The organism is Halomonas sp. ANAO-440 (assembly GCF_019915905.1).
Taxonomy (GTDB): domain Bacteria; phylum Pseudomonadota; class Gammaproteobacteria; order Pseudomonadales; family Halomonadaceae; genus Halomonas; species Halomonas chromatireducens.
In genome coordinates, this window is record NZ_JAHXBV010000039.1 from 19,361 (window position 1) to 35,753 (window position 16,393).

General features: G+C 64.4%; 16 protein-coding genes. 14 read left to right on the plus strand and 2 right to left on the minus strand.

The features are described from left to right. Nucleotides 1-47 precede the first annotated feature (47 nt). Both KZO25_RS18175 and KZO25_RS18180 read right to left on the minus strand, forming a co-directional pair. Nucleotides 48-1,028 (minus strand): 2-hydroxyacid dehydrogenase, encoded by a 981-nt coding sequence (locus KZO25_RS18175; protein ID WP_223138030.1) that lies wholly within the window; start codon nucleotides 1,026-1,028, stop codon nucleotides 48-50. After that, nucleotides 1,025-2,068 (minus strand): substrate-binding domain-containing protein, encoded by a 1,044-nt coding sequence (locus tag KZO25_RS18180; protein WP_223138031.1) that lies wholly within the window; start codon nucleotides 2,066-2,068, stop codon nucleotides 1,025-1,027. Before KZO25_RS18180 ends, KZO25_RS18175 begins: the two co-directional genes overlap by 4 nt. A gap of 189 nt (nucleotides 2,069-2,257) precedes the next feature. Here KZO25_RS18180 and trmB point away from each other — a divergent pair, with 189 nt between their 5' ends. The 14 genes from trmB (at nucleotide 2,258) to KZO25_RS18250 (ending at nucleotide 16,350) form a co-directional block, all read left to right on the plus strand. Beyond that, on the plus strand, nucleotides 2,258-2,965 hold the full coding sequence (trmB, locus tag KZO25_RS18185) for a tRNA (guanine(46)-N(7))-methyltransferase TrmB (RefSeq protein WP_223138032.1): 708 nt from the start codon (nucleotides 2,258-2,260) through the stop codon (nucleotides 2,963-2,965). Between the two features lies 1 nt (nucleotide 2,966). Beyond that, nucleotides 2,967-3,296 (plus strand): DMT family transporter, encoded by a 330-nt coding sequence (locus tag KZO25_RS18190; RefSeq protein ID WP_066449288.1) that lies wholly within the window; start codon nucleotides 2,967-2,969, stop codon nucleotides 3,294-3,296. A 58-nt stretch (nucleotides 3,297-3,354) separates the two neighbouring features. Continuing rightward, the gene (gene dacB / locus KZO25_RS18195) at nucleotides 3,355-4,797 is read left to right on the plus strand and encodes a D-alanyl-D-alanine carboxypeptidase/D-alanyl-D-alanine-endopeptidase (protein ID WP_066449291.1); all 1,443 of its coding nucleotides are present in this window, start codon (nucleotides 3,355-3,357) and stop codon (nucleotides 4,795-4,797) included. Nucleotides 4,798-4,897: 100 nt separating this feature from the next. Further along, nucleotides 4,898-5,269: a diacylglycerol kinase gene (locus KZO25_RS18200; protein WP_223138033.1), complete on the plus strand. Its 372-nt coding sequence runs from the start codon at nucleotides 4,898-4,900 to the stop codon at nucleotides 5,267-5,269. Nucleotides 5,270-5,356: 87 nt separating this feature from the next. Further along, nucleotides 5,357-8,350: a bifunctional [glutamate--ammonia ligase]-adenylyl-L-tyrosine phosphorylase/[glutamate--ammonia-ligase] adenylyltransferase gene (glnE, locus tag KZO25_RS18205; RefSeq protein WP_223138060.1), complete on the plus strand. Its 2,994-nt coding sequence runs from the start codon at nucleotides 5,357-5,359 to the stop codon at nucleotides 8,348-8,350. An 89-nt stretch (nucleotides 8,351-8,439) separates the two neighbouring features. Next, complete coding sequence (aroQ, locus tag KZO25_RS18210) at nucleotides 8,440-8,877, plus strand: type II 3-dehydroquinate dehydratase (protein WP_223138034.1); 438 nt, start codon at nucleotides 8,440-8,442, stop codon at nucleotides 8,875-8,877. A gap of 172 nt (nucleotides 8,878-9,049) precedes the next feature. Beyond that, nucleotides 9,050-9,223 carry a periplasmic nitrate reductase, NapE protein gene (locus KZO25_RS18215; RefSeq protein WP_066449298.1) on the plus strand — a complete coding sequence of 58 codons (174 nt, stop codon included), beginning with the start codon at nucleotides 9,050-9,052 and terminating at the stop codon, nucleotides 9,221-9,223. 7 nt (nucleotides 9,224-9,230) lie between these two features. Further along, the gene (gene napF / locus KZO25_RS18220; protein WP_223138035.1) at nucleotides 9,231-9,728 is read left to right on the plus strand and encodes a ferredoxin-type protein NapF; all 498 of its coding nucleotides are present in this window, start codon (nucleotides 9,231-9,233) and stop codon (nucleotides 9,726-9,728) included. Next, nucleotides 9,718-10,029, plus strand: coding sequence for a chaperone NapD (locus KZO25_RS18225; RefSeq protein ID WP_066449302.1), 312 nt, complete (start codon nucleotides 9,718-9,720; stop codon nucleotides 10,027-10,029). Before napF ends, KZO25_RS18225 begins: the two co-directional genes overlap by 11 nt. Then, complete coding sequence (gene napA, locus KZO25_RS18230) at nucleotides 10,026-12,530, plus strand: nitrate reductase catalytic subunit NapA (RefSeq protein WP_223138036.1); 2,505 nt, start codon at nucleotides 10,026-10,028, stop codon at nucleotides 12,528-12,530. Before KZO25_RS18225 ends, napA begins: the two co-directional genes overlap by 4 nt. A gap of 24 nt (nucleotides 12,531-12,554) precedes the next feature. Continuing rightward, nucleotides 12,555-13,046, plus strand: coding sequence for a nitrate reductase cytochrome c-type subunit (locus tag KZO25_RS18235; RefSeq protein WP_066449310.1), 492 nt, complete (start codon nucleotides 12,555-12,557; stop codon nucleotides 13,044-13,046). Then, nucleotides 13,043-13,708, plus strand: coding sequence for a NapC/NirT family cytochrome c (locus tag KZO25_RS18240; RefSeq protein ID WP_223138037.1), 666 nt, complete (start codon nucleotides 13,043-13,045; stop codon nucleotides 13,706-13,708). The genes KZO25_RS18235 and KZO25_RS18240 overlap by 4 nt, the downstream gene beginning before the upstream one ends. Nucleotides 13,709-14,120: 412 nt before the next feature. Next, entirely contained in the window at nucleotides 14,121-15,440 is a 1,320-nt protein-coding gene (locus KZO25_RS18245) for a flavin monoamine oxidase family protein (protein WP_223138038.1), read from the plus strand. 154 nt (nucleotides 15,441-15,594) lie between these two features. Beyond that, nucleotides 15,595-16,350 (plus strand): enoyl-CoA hydratase-related protein, encoded by a 756-nt coding sequence (locus KZO25_RS18250; protein ID WP_066449318.1) that lies wholly within the window; start codon nucleotides 15,595-15,597, stop codon nucleotides 16,348-16,350. The last annotated feature ends 43 nt before the right edge of the window (nucleotides 16,351-16,393 follow it).

Below are 16,393 nucleotides of genomic sequence, written 5' to 3' on the forward strand. Positions count from 1 at the left end.
CGATGAGGTGCGCCAGGGCTGTAGGCACTGCCGGGCAGGACGCGACGTCAGGCCGGCTTCCAGGCTGCCTCGTTGACCAGGCTGATCGGGCGCTCGCCCTTTAGCGCCAGGATGAGGTTATCCACGGCCCGCTGGGCCATCGCGGTGCGCGTTTCGTGGGTGGCCGAGCCGATATGCGGCAGGGCGACGACATTGGCAAAATGTGGCAGCGGCGACTCCGGCGACAGCGGCTCCTGCTCGAAGACGTCAAGGCCGGCAGCGCGGATACGCCCCATCTCCAGCGCTTCGATGAGCGCCGCCTCGTGAACCACCTTGCCGCGGGCGATATTGACGAAGATCGCCGACGGCTTCATCAAGGCGAACTCCCGCTCGCCGATCAAGTGCTCGGTCTCGGGGGTGAGCGGCACGGTGACGCAAACGAAGTCAGCCTCGGCCAACAACGCGTCCAGCTCACGGCGCTCTGCGCCGAGCACCTTCTCCAGCTCTGGCTTGGGGGAGGCATTGGAATAGAGCACCCGCATGTCGAACCCCAGGGCGCCGCGCCGGGCCACGGCAGCACCGATGCGGCCAAAGCCGATCATGCCTAGGGTCTTGCCATGCACGTCGCTGCCGAAGTGTTCGGCCCCCAAGCCGGCCTGCCAATCGCCGCGCTTGACCCACTCGGCCAGCTCAATGGCGCGCCTGGCTGTGGCCATCATCAACAGGAAGCCGGTGTCAGCGGTGGTCTCGGTAAGTACGTCCGGCGTGTTGCATAGCAGGACGCCGCGCTGGGTCAGCTCCTCTACCGGGTAGTTGTCGTAGCCTACTGAAATGGTGGCAATGGCTTCGAGTTCAGGGGCCTCATCCAGCAGCTCGGGGGTGATGGTCAGACTAGCGCCGATCAGGCCGTGGGCATGTGCGAGCGCGGTGCGAAAGTCGGGATCGTCGGCGGAAGCCAGGTTGCTGAAGGTCTGGACTTCGAATTCGTGGGCGAGCTGGGCCAGTTGGTCCTCGTTCAGGCGACCATAGGCCAGGATGCGCTTCTTCATTGTTCAGGTTCCTCTTCTTGGGCTGGGGCTTGGGCCGGTCGCCGGGTCGAGCCGCGGGCAATAAGAGTGGGTGCGTGGAGTCCTCTTGGTGCCACCCGCCGGTTGCCGGGCGCCAGAAGGCACTGCACCGCGTCGCGGCCAATGGCGTCGGTGGGCTGGGCCAGGGTGGAGATGCCGGGTCCGACCAGTGCACACCAGTCGAGCTCGTCGATGCCGATCAGGCCCGTTTCACCAAGCCTGGCGCCAAGAGTGTGCAGGATTCGGGTAACGGCCAGGGTGACGTTGCCGTTGGCGCAGAGTAGTGCCTTGGGCGAGCGGGTTGACCCAGTGAGGAAGGCGGCAATCACCTGGTGCAGCATCGCGGTGTCTGCCAGATCTTGGTAGTGGACCTTGCCGGTCAGGCTGCGGGCTTCACAGCCTCGCTGATAGCAGCCCAGACGCGTAGTACGTGGGCTTGCCTGGCCGGGCGGCTCGCTGACATACAGCAGTTCCCGGTAGCCTTGAGCCTGTAGGTGATCCAGGGCCATGTCGATGGCCAGGGGGTTGTCGAGTCCCACCAATTCGGCGTCCACATCGACCAGTTCACGGTCGAGCAGCACCATCGGGACGCCCTGTGCGGCAAGATTCTGAAGTTCCCGGTGCGGACTGCCGGCAACATTTACTACCAGCCCTTCGATTCGGTAGGCGGTGAGCAGTGCCAGATGCTCCCGCTCCTGAGCGGGGTCGTTGTCGGTGTTGCAGACCAGCAGCGACAGCCCCTGCTCTCGACAGGCCTGCTCCACCCCATGCATCACCGCGACAGAGAAGGGGTTGCGAATGTCGGCCACCAGCATACCTATCAGCCGTGAGCTGCCGCCCTTGAGACCACGGGCCATCTGATTGGGGTGGTACCCCAGGTGGCTGGCCGCCTCGGCGATGCGCGCCTGAAGGGGCGGGGATAGCCGCTCACGCTCTTCGCCGAAATAGCGTGAGACGCTGGTTTTTGAGGTGCTGGCTGCACGGGCAACCTCGATAATGGTAGCGCGGTGAGATTGAGTCATGGGCGGGCCGAATAGCTGGAACCGTTCCCATAGTAGTCGATGCCGTTACGTTCGCGACACTCCAGGTGCCATGCAAAGCCGTCCCTGCCGGCTCGTTGGGCATTTCTCTGCTTAGCGTGCACCGCACCTCGCGTGCGTCGCCATGACTGGTAGAATGCTTGGTTTCGCAATCGCCAAAGCCGATGCCCCATGCATGCCACTTCCCGTAACATCGTGACCAACCAGCCGGGGGCCCATCGGGACCTGGCCCGCCGCGTCGAGCGTGCCCTGCGCCATCCCCTGCGCAAGCCCATCGCCGACCATACTCGCGTGGCCTTCGAGCAGGCGAATGCCTGGCTGGCGCAGGGCGCAGCCGGGGCACCGCTGATCCTGGATGCCGGCTGTGGCGTGGGGCTTTCCACCCGTCATCTGGCGAGGCGCTTCCCCGATCATCGGGTCATCGGTGTGGATCGCAGCGCCGACCGCCTTTCCCGCGATCATGGCGCGCTTCCCGACAATGCCCTGCTGGTGCGTGCCGACCTGGTGGATTTCTGGCGCCTGGCGCTGGCAGCCGGCTGGCAGCCGGCGCGTCACTACCTGCTCTACCCCAACCCCTACCCCAAGTCGGCCCATCTCAAGGCCCGCTGGCACGGCCATGCCATTTTCCCGGTGATCGTGGCGCTGGGCGGACGCCTGGAGCTGCGCTCCAACTGGCGGCTCTACGTCGAGGAGTTTGCCCAGGCGCTGGAGCAGGCCACCGGGTTGAAGGCTGTCGTGGAAGACCATGACCCCGGTGCGCACTATCTGACGCCCTTTGAACATAAGTACCATGTCAGCGGTCAGTCTTTATGGCGACTCGCTGTCACACTGCCCCATGCGCCTGGCCTGGTGCCCACCGCAGCCAAGGAGGAGTGTTGAAATGGCGTTCGTCTATCTGGCCCTGGCTATCGTGGCCGAAGTGGTCGCTACCAGCGCGCTCAAGGCCACCGAGGGCTTTACCCGGCTCTGGCCCAGCCTGATAGTGGTAGTCGGTTACGTGCTGGCCTTCTACATGCTGTCGCTGGTGCTGCGTACCATCCCCGTCGGTGTCGCCTACGCGATATGGGCCGGCATGGGGATCGTACTGGTGGCACTCGTCGGTGCGCTGGTGTTCGGTCAGCGGCCTGACCTGCCGGCCATGCTGGGGATTACGCTGATCATCGCGGGGGTCGTGGTGATCCAGCTGTTTTCCCGGGTATCCGTACACTGAGGCGTACTTCGGGTCGGCCACATGGGTTCGACATTCTTACAATACGAGGTTCCTGTTCATGTCGCGTTGGCTTGTCCTGCCGTTGGGATTGCTGTTGGGGTTGCTGTTGCCACTGGGTGCGGCGGGTGCCGGCTTTCCGGAACTGGAGCGCATGGTCGAGAGGGGCTTTCTGGTCAGTGCCGAGGCCAAGCTGCTCGACACCGGCGAAGTGCTCGGTGCCATCGATCCCCAGCGCCAGCTTTCGCCCGCCTCGGTGACCAAGGCCTACCTGGCGGCGGCGGCACTGGATCGTTGGGGGCCCCAGCACCGCTTCACAACCCGGCTGGCAAGCGATGCCGAGCTCAACGGCTCCGGTGTCGTGGCCGGCGATCTGATCCTCGAGGGAGGCGGCGACCCGGCGCTGACCACCGAGGACCTGTGGCGCCTGGCGCAGCGTCTCCACCAGCGTGGCGTACGCGAGGTGGAAGGGCGCCTGGTAGTCAGCCAGTGGCGCTTCGGCCCCGTGGAGTGCATCACCACCGATCGCTGCCAGGCCCGTACGCGCACGGCCAACGCCTACAGTGCGCTGCTCTCGTCGGCTGGGGTCAACTACGGCAGCTGGTGCGTCAGCGTGGCCCCCGGGGCGGCAGCCGGCCAGCCGGCGCAGATCACCAGCTGTGACAGCCAGACCACCATCGTCGGCATCGACAACCAGGTCGAGACCCAGCCCCCCAACAGCGGCACCGAGCTCAATGCAGAACGGGTCACTCGTGATGACGGCGATGTCATGGTGCTGCGTGGCCAGATATCGCTTAACGCCTCGCCACGCGAGGTCTACCGGGCCAGCAGCGACCCGGCACAGCAGACGGCGCGGACCATGACGGCCATGCTCGAGCAGGCAGGGATCGCGGTGCGCCAGGGCTATACCACCAGCGTCGAGGAACCCCCCGCCGCCGCCCGCACCCTGGCGGCAGTGGATGGCAAGCCGCTGCAGGAGCTGTTGCTGCGAACCATGAACTACTCCAATAACTTCATGGCCGATGTGCTGGCGCTCAACCTGGTCGACACGCCGCGCAGCAGCCTGCTGCAGGCCGGCGACGCCATCGAGCACTACGTGGCGGGGATGCCCGACCATGGGCCATTGATCATGCTGAGCGGCAGCGGGCTGACCACCGAGAATCGCACCTCGGCCCATGGCTCCAACATCCTGCTGGAGAGCATGTTTCACCGCACGGCGCTGTTCCCTAGCTTTGTTGCCAGCTTCCAGTCGCCGGCCAACGGTGTGTCGCGCTTCATCCAGCGGGGCTCGTCCACCTTCCAGAACCACGTCATGCTCAAGACCGGGACCCTCAACCAGCCCATTGCCGTGCGCTCCGTGAGCGGCTACTTCCGAACCCTCTCCGGGCGTTGGGGGGTCTTCACCGTACTGGTCAATGGAACCGCGACGACGCCGTGGCTCAACTGGGCCCAGGTGCTCGACCCCCTGGCCGAGGATCTGGAGCGCATGATCGAGGCCCACTGACCTGGCCGTCAGCCCTTTACTCAGAACCATTCACCCAGAGCCATTCACCCAGAGCCCTTAACTCAGCTCGCCAGGGGCCCGAGACAGGAAGCACAGCATCATGAAGCGTGGACACACCGGCTGGCGCCATCTGATCGACTCCACCGGCTATTCGCTCAAGGGGCTTGAGCTCGCCTTCCGCCATGAAGCGGCGTTTCGCCAGGAGCTGGCCCTTTGCGTGATCCTGCTGCCGCTGGCCTGGTGGATCGGCGAGGGGCCGGTGGAGTGGATCCTGCTGTTGGGCAGCTGCCTGCTGGTGTTGATCGTCGAGCTGCTCAACAGCGCCATAGAGAGCGTGGTGGACCGCATCGGCACCGAGCACCATGAACTCTCGGGGCGGGCCAAGGACATCAGCTCGGCGGCGGTGATGCTGTCGCTGCTGCTGGCCGGCCTGGCCTGGGGCCTGCTGACCTGGCAGAAATTCCTGAGCTGAATGGCGCCATGGGCTCCTGCGGGGTGCCGGTAAGGCCTCGCCTTCGTTATGCTGGAGACATCCGAGCTGCGACAAGGCGAGCTGCATATGGTCCTTCCCGATGACTTCCTCCCCGACGATGACGTTCCCGCTCCGCTCAGGCCCGCCCTGGGCAAGGCCTGGCAGCGGCTGAGCGACAGCCTGGCCCAGGCCGACAATGTCGCCGAGATGACGGGGCAGGAGCGGCCCTCGGAGAGCTGGGAGGCGCTCGATGAACAGCGCCGCCGCCAGCTGGCCCGGGTGCTGGTCATCTCCGACTTCGTGCTCGATACCCTGGTGCGCCATCCCGACTGGCTGTTGCATCTGGATGCCGGCGGCGAGCTGGAGGCGGCCCCCGACGAGGCGACGCTGCGCGATACGCTGGGCGAGCGGCTGGAAGCGGCCGAGGACGAGGCTGCCCTGCATGCGGCCATGCGTCGGTTTCGGCGTGCGCGCATGCTGGGCATCGTGTGGCGCGACCTGACACGGCCTGCCGGCGTGGACATGTGGCATACCAGCGCGGCGGTTTCCCGCCTCGCGGAGGTCTGCCTGGATGGCGCCCTGGGCTGGCTTGAAGCTCATCTCGAGCCCCGCTGGGGGCGCCCCGCCCCGCGTGACGACGGCAGGGAGCAGCGCCTGGTGGTGCTGGGCATGGGCAAGCTCGGCGCCGGCGAGCTGAATCTCTCCTCGGATATCGACCTGATCTTCGCCTACGCCGAGACAGGCGAGACCCAGGGCGGCCGCAAGGCGCTCGAGCACCAGGAGTATTTCACCAAGCTGGGGCAGCGGCTGATCACCGCCCTGGACGCGGTGACCGCCGATGGCTTCGCTTTTCGCGTCGACATGCGGCTGCGCCCGCTGGGCGACGGCGGGCCCCTGGTGGGCAACTTCGCCTCGCTGGCCTCCTACTACCAGGACCAGGGGCGCGAATGGGAGCGCTACGCCCTGCTCAAGGCGCGGCCGGTCGCCGGCGATCTGGAGGCGGGCGGCGAGCTGCTGGCCAACCTGCGGCCCTTCGTCTATCGCAAGTACCTCGACTTCGGCGCCATCGAGTCGCTGCGCGAGATGAAGGGGCTCATCAACCGCGAGGTGAAGCGCAAGGGCATGCAGGCCAATATCAAGCTCGGCCCCGGCGGCATCCGCGAGGTGGAGTTCGTGGTCCAGGCCTTCCAGCTGATTCGCGGCGGGCGCGACACGGAGCTCCAGGTGACCTCGCTCAAGACCGCGCTGGAGCGGCTCCCCGACGTGGGGCTGCTGCCCCAGGAGGTGGTCGATGAGCTGCTGCCGGACTATGTCTTCCTGCGCGACCTGGAACATGCCCTGCAGGCGCTGGAGGACCGTCAGACCCAGAGCCTGCCCGGCGACGACCAGGACCGCGAGCGGGTGGCGCTGGCACTGGACATGGAAGACTGGCCGGGGGTGATCGCCCGCCTCGACGAGGTGCGTGAGCGGGTGCGTCAGCACTTCGACGCGGTGATCGCCGACCCGGAGGGGGAAAACGGGGGTGAAAACGGAGAGAGCGACGAGGCGGAAGATGGCAGTGCCGGCTCGCTCGAGGCGTGGCGTTCGCTGTGGCAGGGCGAGTTCAACCAGGAGGAGAGCCTGGAACTGCTGACCCAGACCGATTTCTCCGCGCCGGACACGGCCTTGCGCCGGCTCGTGTCGCTGCGTGAGTCGCGCCAGGTGCAGGCGATGCAGCGCATCGGCTACCAGCGCCTGGATGCCCTGATGCCGATGCTGCTCAACGCCGTCGCCGAGAGCGAGAACCCGGATACCGCGCTGGAGCGTGTCCTGCCGCTGGTCGAGTCGGTGCTGCGGCGCACCGCCTACCTGGCGCTGCTGCGCGAGAATCCCGAGGCCCTGAGTCACCTGATGCGACTGTGTGGTGCCAGCCCCTGGATCGCCGAGCAGCTGGCCCGCTTCCCGCTACTGCTCGATGAGCTGCTGACCCCTGAAACGCTCTATACCCCCGCCGACAAGGCGCGGCTGGCCGATGAGCTGCGCCAGGCGCTGGGTCGCATTCCGGAGGATGACGAAGAGGCCCAGCTCGAGGCGCTGCGGGTCTTCAAGCACGCCCACGTGCTGCGGGTCGCCGCCTCGGATATCGCCGGCACCCGCCACCTGATGAAGGTCAGCGACTACCTTACCTATATCGCCGAGGTGCTGCTGGAGGCGGTGCTTTCCATGGCCTGGCGGCATCTGGTGCGCAAGCACGGCTACCCGGCGCGTGGGGATGGCTCCCGGGCCGGTGCCGAGCCGGAGTTCCTTATCATCGGCTACGGCAAGCTGGGCGGCATCGAGCTGGGCTACGGTTCGGACCTGGACCTGGTGTTCGTCCATGATGCCGATGCCAACGCCAGCACCGATGGTCCTCGCCCCGTCGACGTGGCGGTTTTCTTCACCCGCCTGGGGCAGCGCATCATCCACCTGCTGACGGCGGTGACCCCGGCCGGCACGCTCTATGAAGTAGACATGCGCCTGCGGCCCTCGGGCAATTCCGGCCTGCTGGTGACCTCGCTGACTGCCTTCGCCGACTATCAGCGCAACCAGGCCTGGACCTGGGAGCACCAGGCGCTGGTTCGAGCCCGGGTGGTGGCCGGCAACCCACAGTTGGCAGAGGGTTTCCATGCGGTGCGCCAGGAGATTCTCGGACGCAGCCGCGACGTCGAGGCGCTGCGCCAGGAGGTGGTGGCGATGCGGCGCAAGATGCGCGACCACCTGGGCAGCAAGGGCGAATCCGGTACCTTCGACCTGAAGCAGGACGCCGGCGGCATGATCGACATCGAGTTCATCTGCCAGTTCGCGGTGCTCTCCATGGGGCACGACACGCCCGAGCTGCTCCAGTGGAGCGACAACATGCGCATCCTCGAGACCCTGGAGAGCAGCGGCCGCCTGCCCGCCGACGACTGTCGGCGCCTGCGCGAAGCCTACCTGGCCTACCGCAGCGCCGTTCACCGTACCTCGCTGACCCGCGACGCGTCTCGCGGTGATGACAGTGACTTCCAGGCGCACCGGCAGGTCGTGACCGATGCCTGGCAGCGGTTGCTCGAACCGTCGACATGAAATCAGAACCGGCCTTGTCGGGGCGCGGTTCCTTCCGCTATCTCGCAGGCATTTGTGCAGTGTTTCCCTAACACGAAAGAGACAACGAGATGAACAAAGTACTGGTACTGCACGGCCCCAATCTCAACCTGCTGGGTACCCGCCAGCCGGAGATCTACGGCAGCGAGACCCTCAACGACATCAACAATGCCCTCTACGAGAAGGCGGCGATGAACGGCTGGGACGTCACCTGTCGCCAGAGCAACCACGAGGGCGAACTGATCGATGCGATCCATGCCGCCCGTGTCGACGGCACCGCGGCGATCATCATCAACCCCGCCGCCTATACCCACACCTCGGTGGCGATCCTCGATGCGCTCAACGCCTTCGACGGCACGGTTATCGAGGTGCATCTCTCCAACGTGCACAAGCGTGAGAGTTTCCGTCATCACTCCTATGTCTCGCTGCGTGCCGACGGCGTTATCGCCGGGCTCGGCAGCCAGGGCTACCAGGCCGCGCTGGATTCTTTGATCAGGGGTGCCGGGTAGCCCCGAGCGGGCTGATAACAGCCCTGCGCAAGCTCCTCTTCTGTTCGGGCCCGCCAACTGGCGGGCTCGATTTGTTGTTTTTATGTAACAAAGCCTGGCAGGGGTGGAATATTAGCTACCCTGAAAGTCAGGGTGACCAATAATCTGCTATCGGGTAATGAGGGGGAGTGGCATGGAAGACCCGGATACCTTGGCACCGGAGGAGCGTAAGAAGAAGGAGCTAAAGTTGTTCCTCTTCATTGCTATTTTGCTGTTTCCGATCCTGGCGATAGCCCTGGTCGGAAGCTTCGGCTTCTCCGTATGGATTTACCAGACCTTCACCGGCCCACCCGGGCCCCCGGGCTGAGGGCCGCATGACAAAAACGAATAACAACAGACGTCGGCAATTCTTTCGCTCCCTTGGCGGACATGGCCCGATCCAGCGGCCTCCCTGGACCGGCGATGACTTCACCGAGCGCTGCGTTCGCTGTGCAGCCTGTATCGACGCCTGCCCAGAGCAGGTGCTGTTCCACGGTGGGGGCGGCTATCCCGAGATCCGTTTCAAGCACGAAGGCTGCAGCCTGTGTCGCGCCTGTGTCGACGCCTGCGACGAGCCTGTCTTCGATATCCGGCGCAACGCCTTTCCCTGGCGAGCCCGCATCGAAGCCCACTGCCTGGCACTGGCCGATATCCACTGCCAGAGCTGCCAGGATGCCTGTGAATGGCATGCGATCGCCTTTCCCCCGCAGTTGGGGCGTCCCCCCAAGCCGCGGCTGAACCTCGAGGCCTGTACCGGCTGCGGTGCCTGCCAGGCCCAGTGTCCCAATCACGCCATCACAATGACAAGCGAGGAGATGGCCCATGCCGAATGATGCCCTGCATATCGCCAGTTTTCTGGTCCATGTCCAACCGGAGGAGTGCAAGACGGTGGCGCAATGGCTGGCTGCCCAGCCCGACAGTGAGATTCGTGCCGAGGATCCGTCCGGCAAGCTCGTGGTGGTGATGGAGAGTGAGCGAGAGGGCCGCATTCTCGACCTGATCGATGCGGTTCAAACCCGCCCCGGCGTGCTGGGTGCGGCCCTGGTCTATCACCAGATGCTCGAGCCTGGTACTGCCGATGAACCCGCCGACTCCGTGGAACAACAAGCCCCAGCAGAAGGGATGCCGACATGAAGTTGACTCGCCGTGAATTTGCCAAGGCCAATGCGGCAGCCGTTGCGGCTGCCACCGCCGGAATGGTCCTGCCGGCCGGTGCCAGTAACCTGATCACCAACGCCGAACTGACGCAGCTCAACTGGAACAAGGCACCCTGTCGCTTCTGTGGGGTGGGTTGCAGTGTGATGGTGGGCACCCAGAACAACCGTATCGTTGCCACTCACGGCGATGCCCAGTCGGAGGTCAACCGTGGGCTCAACTGCGTGAAGGGCTACTTCCTTTCCAAGATCCTCTACGGTCAGGACCGCTTGCAGCAGCCGATGTTACGCAAGCGCAACGGCGTCTACGACAAGCGGGGCGACTTCGAACCGGTCTCCTGGGACGAGGCCCTTGACCTGATGGCCGACAAGTTCAAGAGTGCCATTCGGGAACACGGCCCCGACAGCGTCGCCATGTTCGGCTCCGGCCAGTGGACCATCTGGGAAGGCTATGCGGCCAGCAAGCTGTTCAAGGCAGGGCTGCGCACCAACAACATCGACCCCAACGCTCGTCACTGCATGGCCTCGGCGGTGTTCGCCTTCATGCGCACTTTCGGTTCTGATGAGCCCATGGGCGTCTACGACGACATCGAGCATGCCAATGCCTTCGTGCTGTGGGGCTCCAACATGGCGGAGATGCACCCGATCCTGTGGACCCGGGTCACCGACCGCCGGCTCTCATTTCCTGACACTCGGGTAGCCGTGCTCTCTACCTTCGAGCACCGCAGCTTCGACCTGGCCGACATCCCCATGGTGATGAAGCCCAATGCCGATGTGGTGATCCTCAACTACATCGCCAACCACATCATCCAGACCGACCGGGTCGATCGTGACTTCGTCGATAGCCATACGAACTTCGTACGCGCCGTGGACGACATCGGCTACGGCCTGCGGGACGAACATCCGCTGCAGCAGGCAGCCGCCAACGCCGATGACCCCAACCGCTGGACAGAGATGAGTTTCGACGAATTTGCCGACCATGTCTCTGACTTTACCCTGGAGCGGGCGGCGCGGGAGTCCGGCGTCTCCGAGAGCCGGCTCGAGCAGATGGCGGAGCTCTATGCCGACCCCGATATCAAGGTGATGACCTTCTGGACCATGGGTGTGAACCAGCACACCCGCGGCGTGTGGGTGAACAACCTGATCTATAACCTGCACCTGCTGACCGGCAAGATTTCCGAGCCCGGCAACAGCCCCTTCTCGCTGACCGGCCAGCCATCGGCTTGCGGCACGGCTCGTGAGGTAGGCACCTTCGCCCACCGCCTGCCGGCGGACCGGGTGGTCACCAACCCCGAGCACCGCGCCTTTGCCGAGGAGGTCTGGAAGCTTCCCGAGGGAACTATCCCCAGCAAGGTGGGTTTCCACGCAGTCGAGCAAAGCCGCAAGCTGAAGGATGGCGAGATCAAGGTCTACTGGACCCAGGTGTGCAACAACATGCAGGCCGGGCCCAATACCCAGCAGGAGATCCTGCCGGGCTGGCGTAATCCAGAGGCCTTCGTCATCGTCTCCGATATCTATCCCACCGCCTCGGCACAGACCGCCGACCTGATCCTGCCGGCTGCCTCCTGGGTGGAGAAGGAAGGTGCCTTCGGCAACTCCGAGCGTCGCACTCAGTTCTTCCACCAGCTGGTCGATGCACCGGGAGAGGCCCGCTCCGACCTCTGGCAGCTGGTCGAGTTCTCCAAGCGCATCCGGGTCGATGAGGTATGGCCTTCCGAGCAGCTTGAAAAGGCTCCTGAGCTCCGGGACAAGACCCTTTTCGATCTGCTCTACGCCAACGGGCAGGTGGATCGCTACCCGCTCTCGGACATGGAGGAGGGCTACGCCAACCGGGAAGCGGAAGCGTTCGGCTTCTATATCCAGAAGGGGCTGTTCGAGGAGTACGCCCGCTTCGGTCGTGGCAAGGGCAAGGACCTGGACGACTTCGATAACTACCACCAGAACCGCGGCAAGCGCTGGCCGGTGGTAGACGGGGAGGAAACCCTGTGGCGCTATCGCGAAGGACTCGACCCCTATGTAGAGGAGGGGCGGGGCGTGCAGTTCTATGCCAAGCCTGATGACCGGGCGCTGATCTTCGCCGTACCCGACGAGCCGCCCCCCGAATCGCCGGACGATGAATTCCCCTACTGGCTCTCGACCGGACGGGTGCTGGAGCATTGGCATACCGGTTCGATGACACGCCGGGTCCCCGAGCTGCATCGAGCGGTACCGGCGGCGTTGCTGTACATGCATCCCGAAGATGCCCGTGCAGAGGGTATGCGGCGGGGCAGCGAGGTGAAGGTGATCAGCCGGCGCGGCGAGGTGCGTCTGCGGGTCGAGACACGGGGCCGGGTTACTCCGCCGCAGGGGCTGGTCTACGTGCCCTTCTTCGATGCCAATCGGCTGATCAATAACGTGGTGCTGGATGCCACGGACCCGATCTCCAAGCAGACGGACTTCAAGAAGTGTGCGGTCCGTCTGGAACTGATCAGCCTGGCCTGAGGCCGAGACGCAAGGAGAAATGCAATGAAATGGCTCACACTGCTCAGTCTTGCGCTGGCGCTGGTCGTCGCCGGCCTGGTAATCGCCGAAGAGCACCGCGACGATTCTGCACCGGACGGCCTGCGTCCGGGTGGTACCCTCAGCCAGTCCCTGCCGGCTCCACCGCTGGCCGGCGAGCCCCGGGACGCGGGGCGTGAAGTGCTCAACTACCCCGAGCAGCCCCCGGTCATTCCCCACGGCATTCGCGACTATCAGGTCGATGCCCGTGCCAATCGCTGCCTGACCTGCCACAGCCGCAGCGAGGCGGTACAGGCCGGCGCCCCCATGGTCAGCATCAGCCACTTCCGTGACCGTCATCAGCAGGTGCTGGCGGCGGTATCGCCGGACCGCTACTTCTGCACCCAGTGTCATGTGCCTCAGACCGATGCCAGTCCCATCGTCCCCAACACCTTCCTCACCGTCGACGAGGTGCTGGGCGACATGCTCCGGGAGCGGCGTGATGGGGGTGGACAATGAAGCGCTGGCTGGCCAGTTACTGGCGTATCCTGTCTCGCCCCAGCATGCACTTCAGCCTGGGCTTCCTGACGCTGGGGGGCTTCATTGCCGGGGTCTTCTTCTGGGGTGGCTTCAATACCGCGGTGGAGGCCACCAATACCCAGCAGTTCTGCATCTCGTGTCACGAGATGGAGCGCAACCCCTACCGGGAAATGCAGGGCACCATCCACGACGTCAACCGCTCCGGGGTCGGCGCTCAGTGTGCGGACTGCCATGTCCCACACGGCTGGACCCACAAGATGGCGCGAAAGATGGAGGCTTCCAAGGAGGTCTGGGGCTGGATCTTCGGTACCATTCGCACCGAAGAGCAGTTCGAGGACAAGCGGCGTGAGCTGGCCGAACGGGAATGGACGCGGCTGGAGGCCAACGATTCCCTGGAGTGTCGCAACTGTCACGACTTCGACTCGATGGACTTTACCATGCAGAGTTCCAGGGCGGCTCGTGCACACTCGACCACGCTCGCCGAGGGAGAGGCGACCTGCATAACCTGCCACAAAGGCATCGCCCACGAGCTACCGGACATGAGCGACTACCACGGTACCGCCACCAGGCTACCCGACATCGAATCCTGGGTGGCGCACCTGGAGCGGGATGCTCCGGCGCATGGGTACTCGAGCAACTGAACCCTACCTCCTAACCGAAGAGCCCGCAGATTCGCAGCTCAATTGATCGTGGTGCGAATCTGCCGGGCTTTCTCCTGCAGCAGCGGCCTGCAGCAGCGGCAGGTACTCCTGCATCAGGGTGTCGAGATCCACGCGAGCGGCATTGGTGCTGATATTGATACCACCCAGCAAGGCGCTGCGTCTCGATTGCAATACCCTGGCTTTGTCGAATGCGGCCCTGGGGGAACGCACCGTGTCGCTGTGCGAGCAGTACGAGCGTCCAGTGGCTGACCTGGCAGCAGGCTCGCGAAATATTGGGTCTTGCAGCTGGCTGATGACCAGGTAAGGCTGCTGATTTGGCGTTGCAGGCTGGTGAGGCATACTCTGATTAGAGGGACGCAGGGTTATCACGGGCGACAAGGATCGAGTCGATATGCAACGCAATGAAGCCGAGAGGAGAGCCGACGTCATCGTGGTGGGCGCCGGCCTGGCCGGCCTTTCAGCGGCGCGGGAGCTCGAAGCGGCTGGACTGAGCTGCCAGGTGATGGAGGCGCAGGGTCGTGCTGGCGGGCGTGTCCGCTCCTCAACCGGTGAAAACGGCTACCCGATCGAAGAAGGGGCCCAGTTTCTGAATCAGGACATGACGGGCCTCGTCGAGCTGGTGCATGAAGCCGGAATGGAGCTGATGGTGAGCTCGGAAGGCGCGACGGCGGGCCTCGGGGCATCGGGGGTCATTGGAACAGATGATTGGTTGGGGGCGATGGATGAGGCATGGCCCGACCTGGTGTCCTCTGCGGGCTATCAGAGTGGTCGCCCCGACCGCTCGGTCGCCGAGCTGATTCAGGAGATTACCTCTGACGCCAAGGGCGCCGCTCTCATGAAAAGCTCGCTCTGTGAGCTGTTATGCCATGAACTCTCCGATATCAGCGCGCAAGGCGTGCTGGAAATCTATGCCAGGTATGACTCGCAGCGAGAGGATGGGGAATGTCAGGTGACAGGCCCCCTCGCTACCGTCGTCGCCCGGCTTGTCGATGGCCTGTTACGTGTGCCTCATTACCACACGGCCGCGATGGCTGTGTCGAGAGTGGCAGGGCCGGGTGGTGATGCATTCGATGTCGCCACCTCTCATGGTGCCTATCGCGCCGGCGCTGTCATCCTGGCGGTGCCACCGGTCGCCGCCCGTGAGATCGAACTACCCCCGCCTCTGGCAGACGAGGTTTGCGCCGCCCTTGAGAGCTATATCCCCGGAGCGATGATCAAGACCACCTTCGTTTATCGTGACGCCTTCTGGCGCCAGCCGGCCGACTGGCATGGCGGCCAGCCGATCAGAGAGGTCGTCTGCATCGATCCGATGGGTGTGACTCTCACGGATACGTCGAGGGTGGGAGAAGACGAGGCACGTTTGACGATGTTCACCGGCGGGAGACGCGCCCGCGATCTGGCCCAGCTTGGTCAGGCTGAGCGACAATCCGACGCCATCGATCTGCTGGTGCAGGCTTTCGATGACGGTAAGGCAAGGCAACCCATTGAAATGACGGATACCGTCTGGGTCCAACATCCCTGGTGTGGCGGCGGGTATAACGCACACATCCGTTTCGGAGGGATGCCGGATGCTGCGGCACGGCTGCGCGGGGTGGAAGGACGAGTGCTTTTCGCCTGCTCGGAGATCGCTGAGCGGTTCCCGGGTTACATGGAAGGTGCCTTGGATGCCGGCAGATCCTGTGCGGCTCGTTTGCTTAGGCTGCTGCGCTAAGCTTCTTGCCGAGAGGAAACGAACGAGTTGGCAGGTGAAGGTGGCTGGGGCAGACTCTCGAGCTGCGAGAGACCGGGCAGATCAAACATTAGCATGCTCATTAAAAAGTGCTTATGCTGAAGGCAAGGCCCCTTGCCCGCAACGGAGATAGCTCATGGCGACTCGAATCACGACCTCCCGCAGAGAGGACGGCATCACGCTGGTGAGGATCAGCTGCCCTGAACGACGCAACATCCTGGACGAGGCAAGTTACATCCAACTGATGGATGCGCTGGCTTCGGCCGAGGCGGACGATGGGGTCAAGGTCCTGATCATCACGGGCAGCGAGAACTGCTTTACCGCCGGCAACGACCTGGCCAACTACAAGGCACTGGCGGAGGCGACTGAGGTGCCGGCCATCACCTTCCTGCGTCGCCTGCATGCCTTTCCCAAGCCTGCCATTGCCGCTGCAGAGGGTCTCGCCCTGGGGATTGGTTCGTCGATTCTTCTGCACTGCGATTTCGCCTATGCGGGAAATTCCACGAAGTTCTACCTGCCCTTCATCAACTTTGCCCTGACGCCCCTGGGCGCCACGACACATCTGCTGCCCAAGCTGGCCGGTAACAAGTTGGCCAGTGAAATGCTCATGCTCGGAAAATCCCTTTCCGCGTCCCGTGCCTGTGACCTGGGCCTGCTGACTGATACCACCCCCGATGGCAAGGCGCTGGAGCAGGCGATCGACTGTGCCACGCGGCTTGTCGCCAAGCCCTCCGATACGCTGTTGGCCACCAAGGCGCTGCTGCGGGAGAGCGAAGCCGAAGCAGTGGGCCATGCCTTCGACCGGGAAGAAAGGCAGCTGCTGGAGCGGTGCCGCTCCGCGGAAGCCCAGAGTGCCATTGACGCTTTCTTTGCCAAGAAAGCGAGCCACTAGCGATAAGCGTCTAGCCAGCTGCTCGCAACTCCTTGCTGATCTG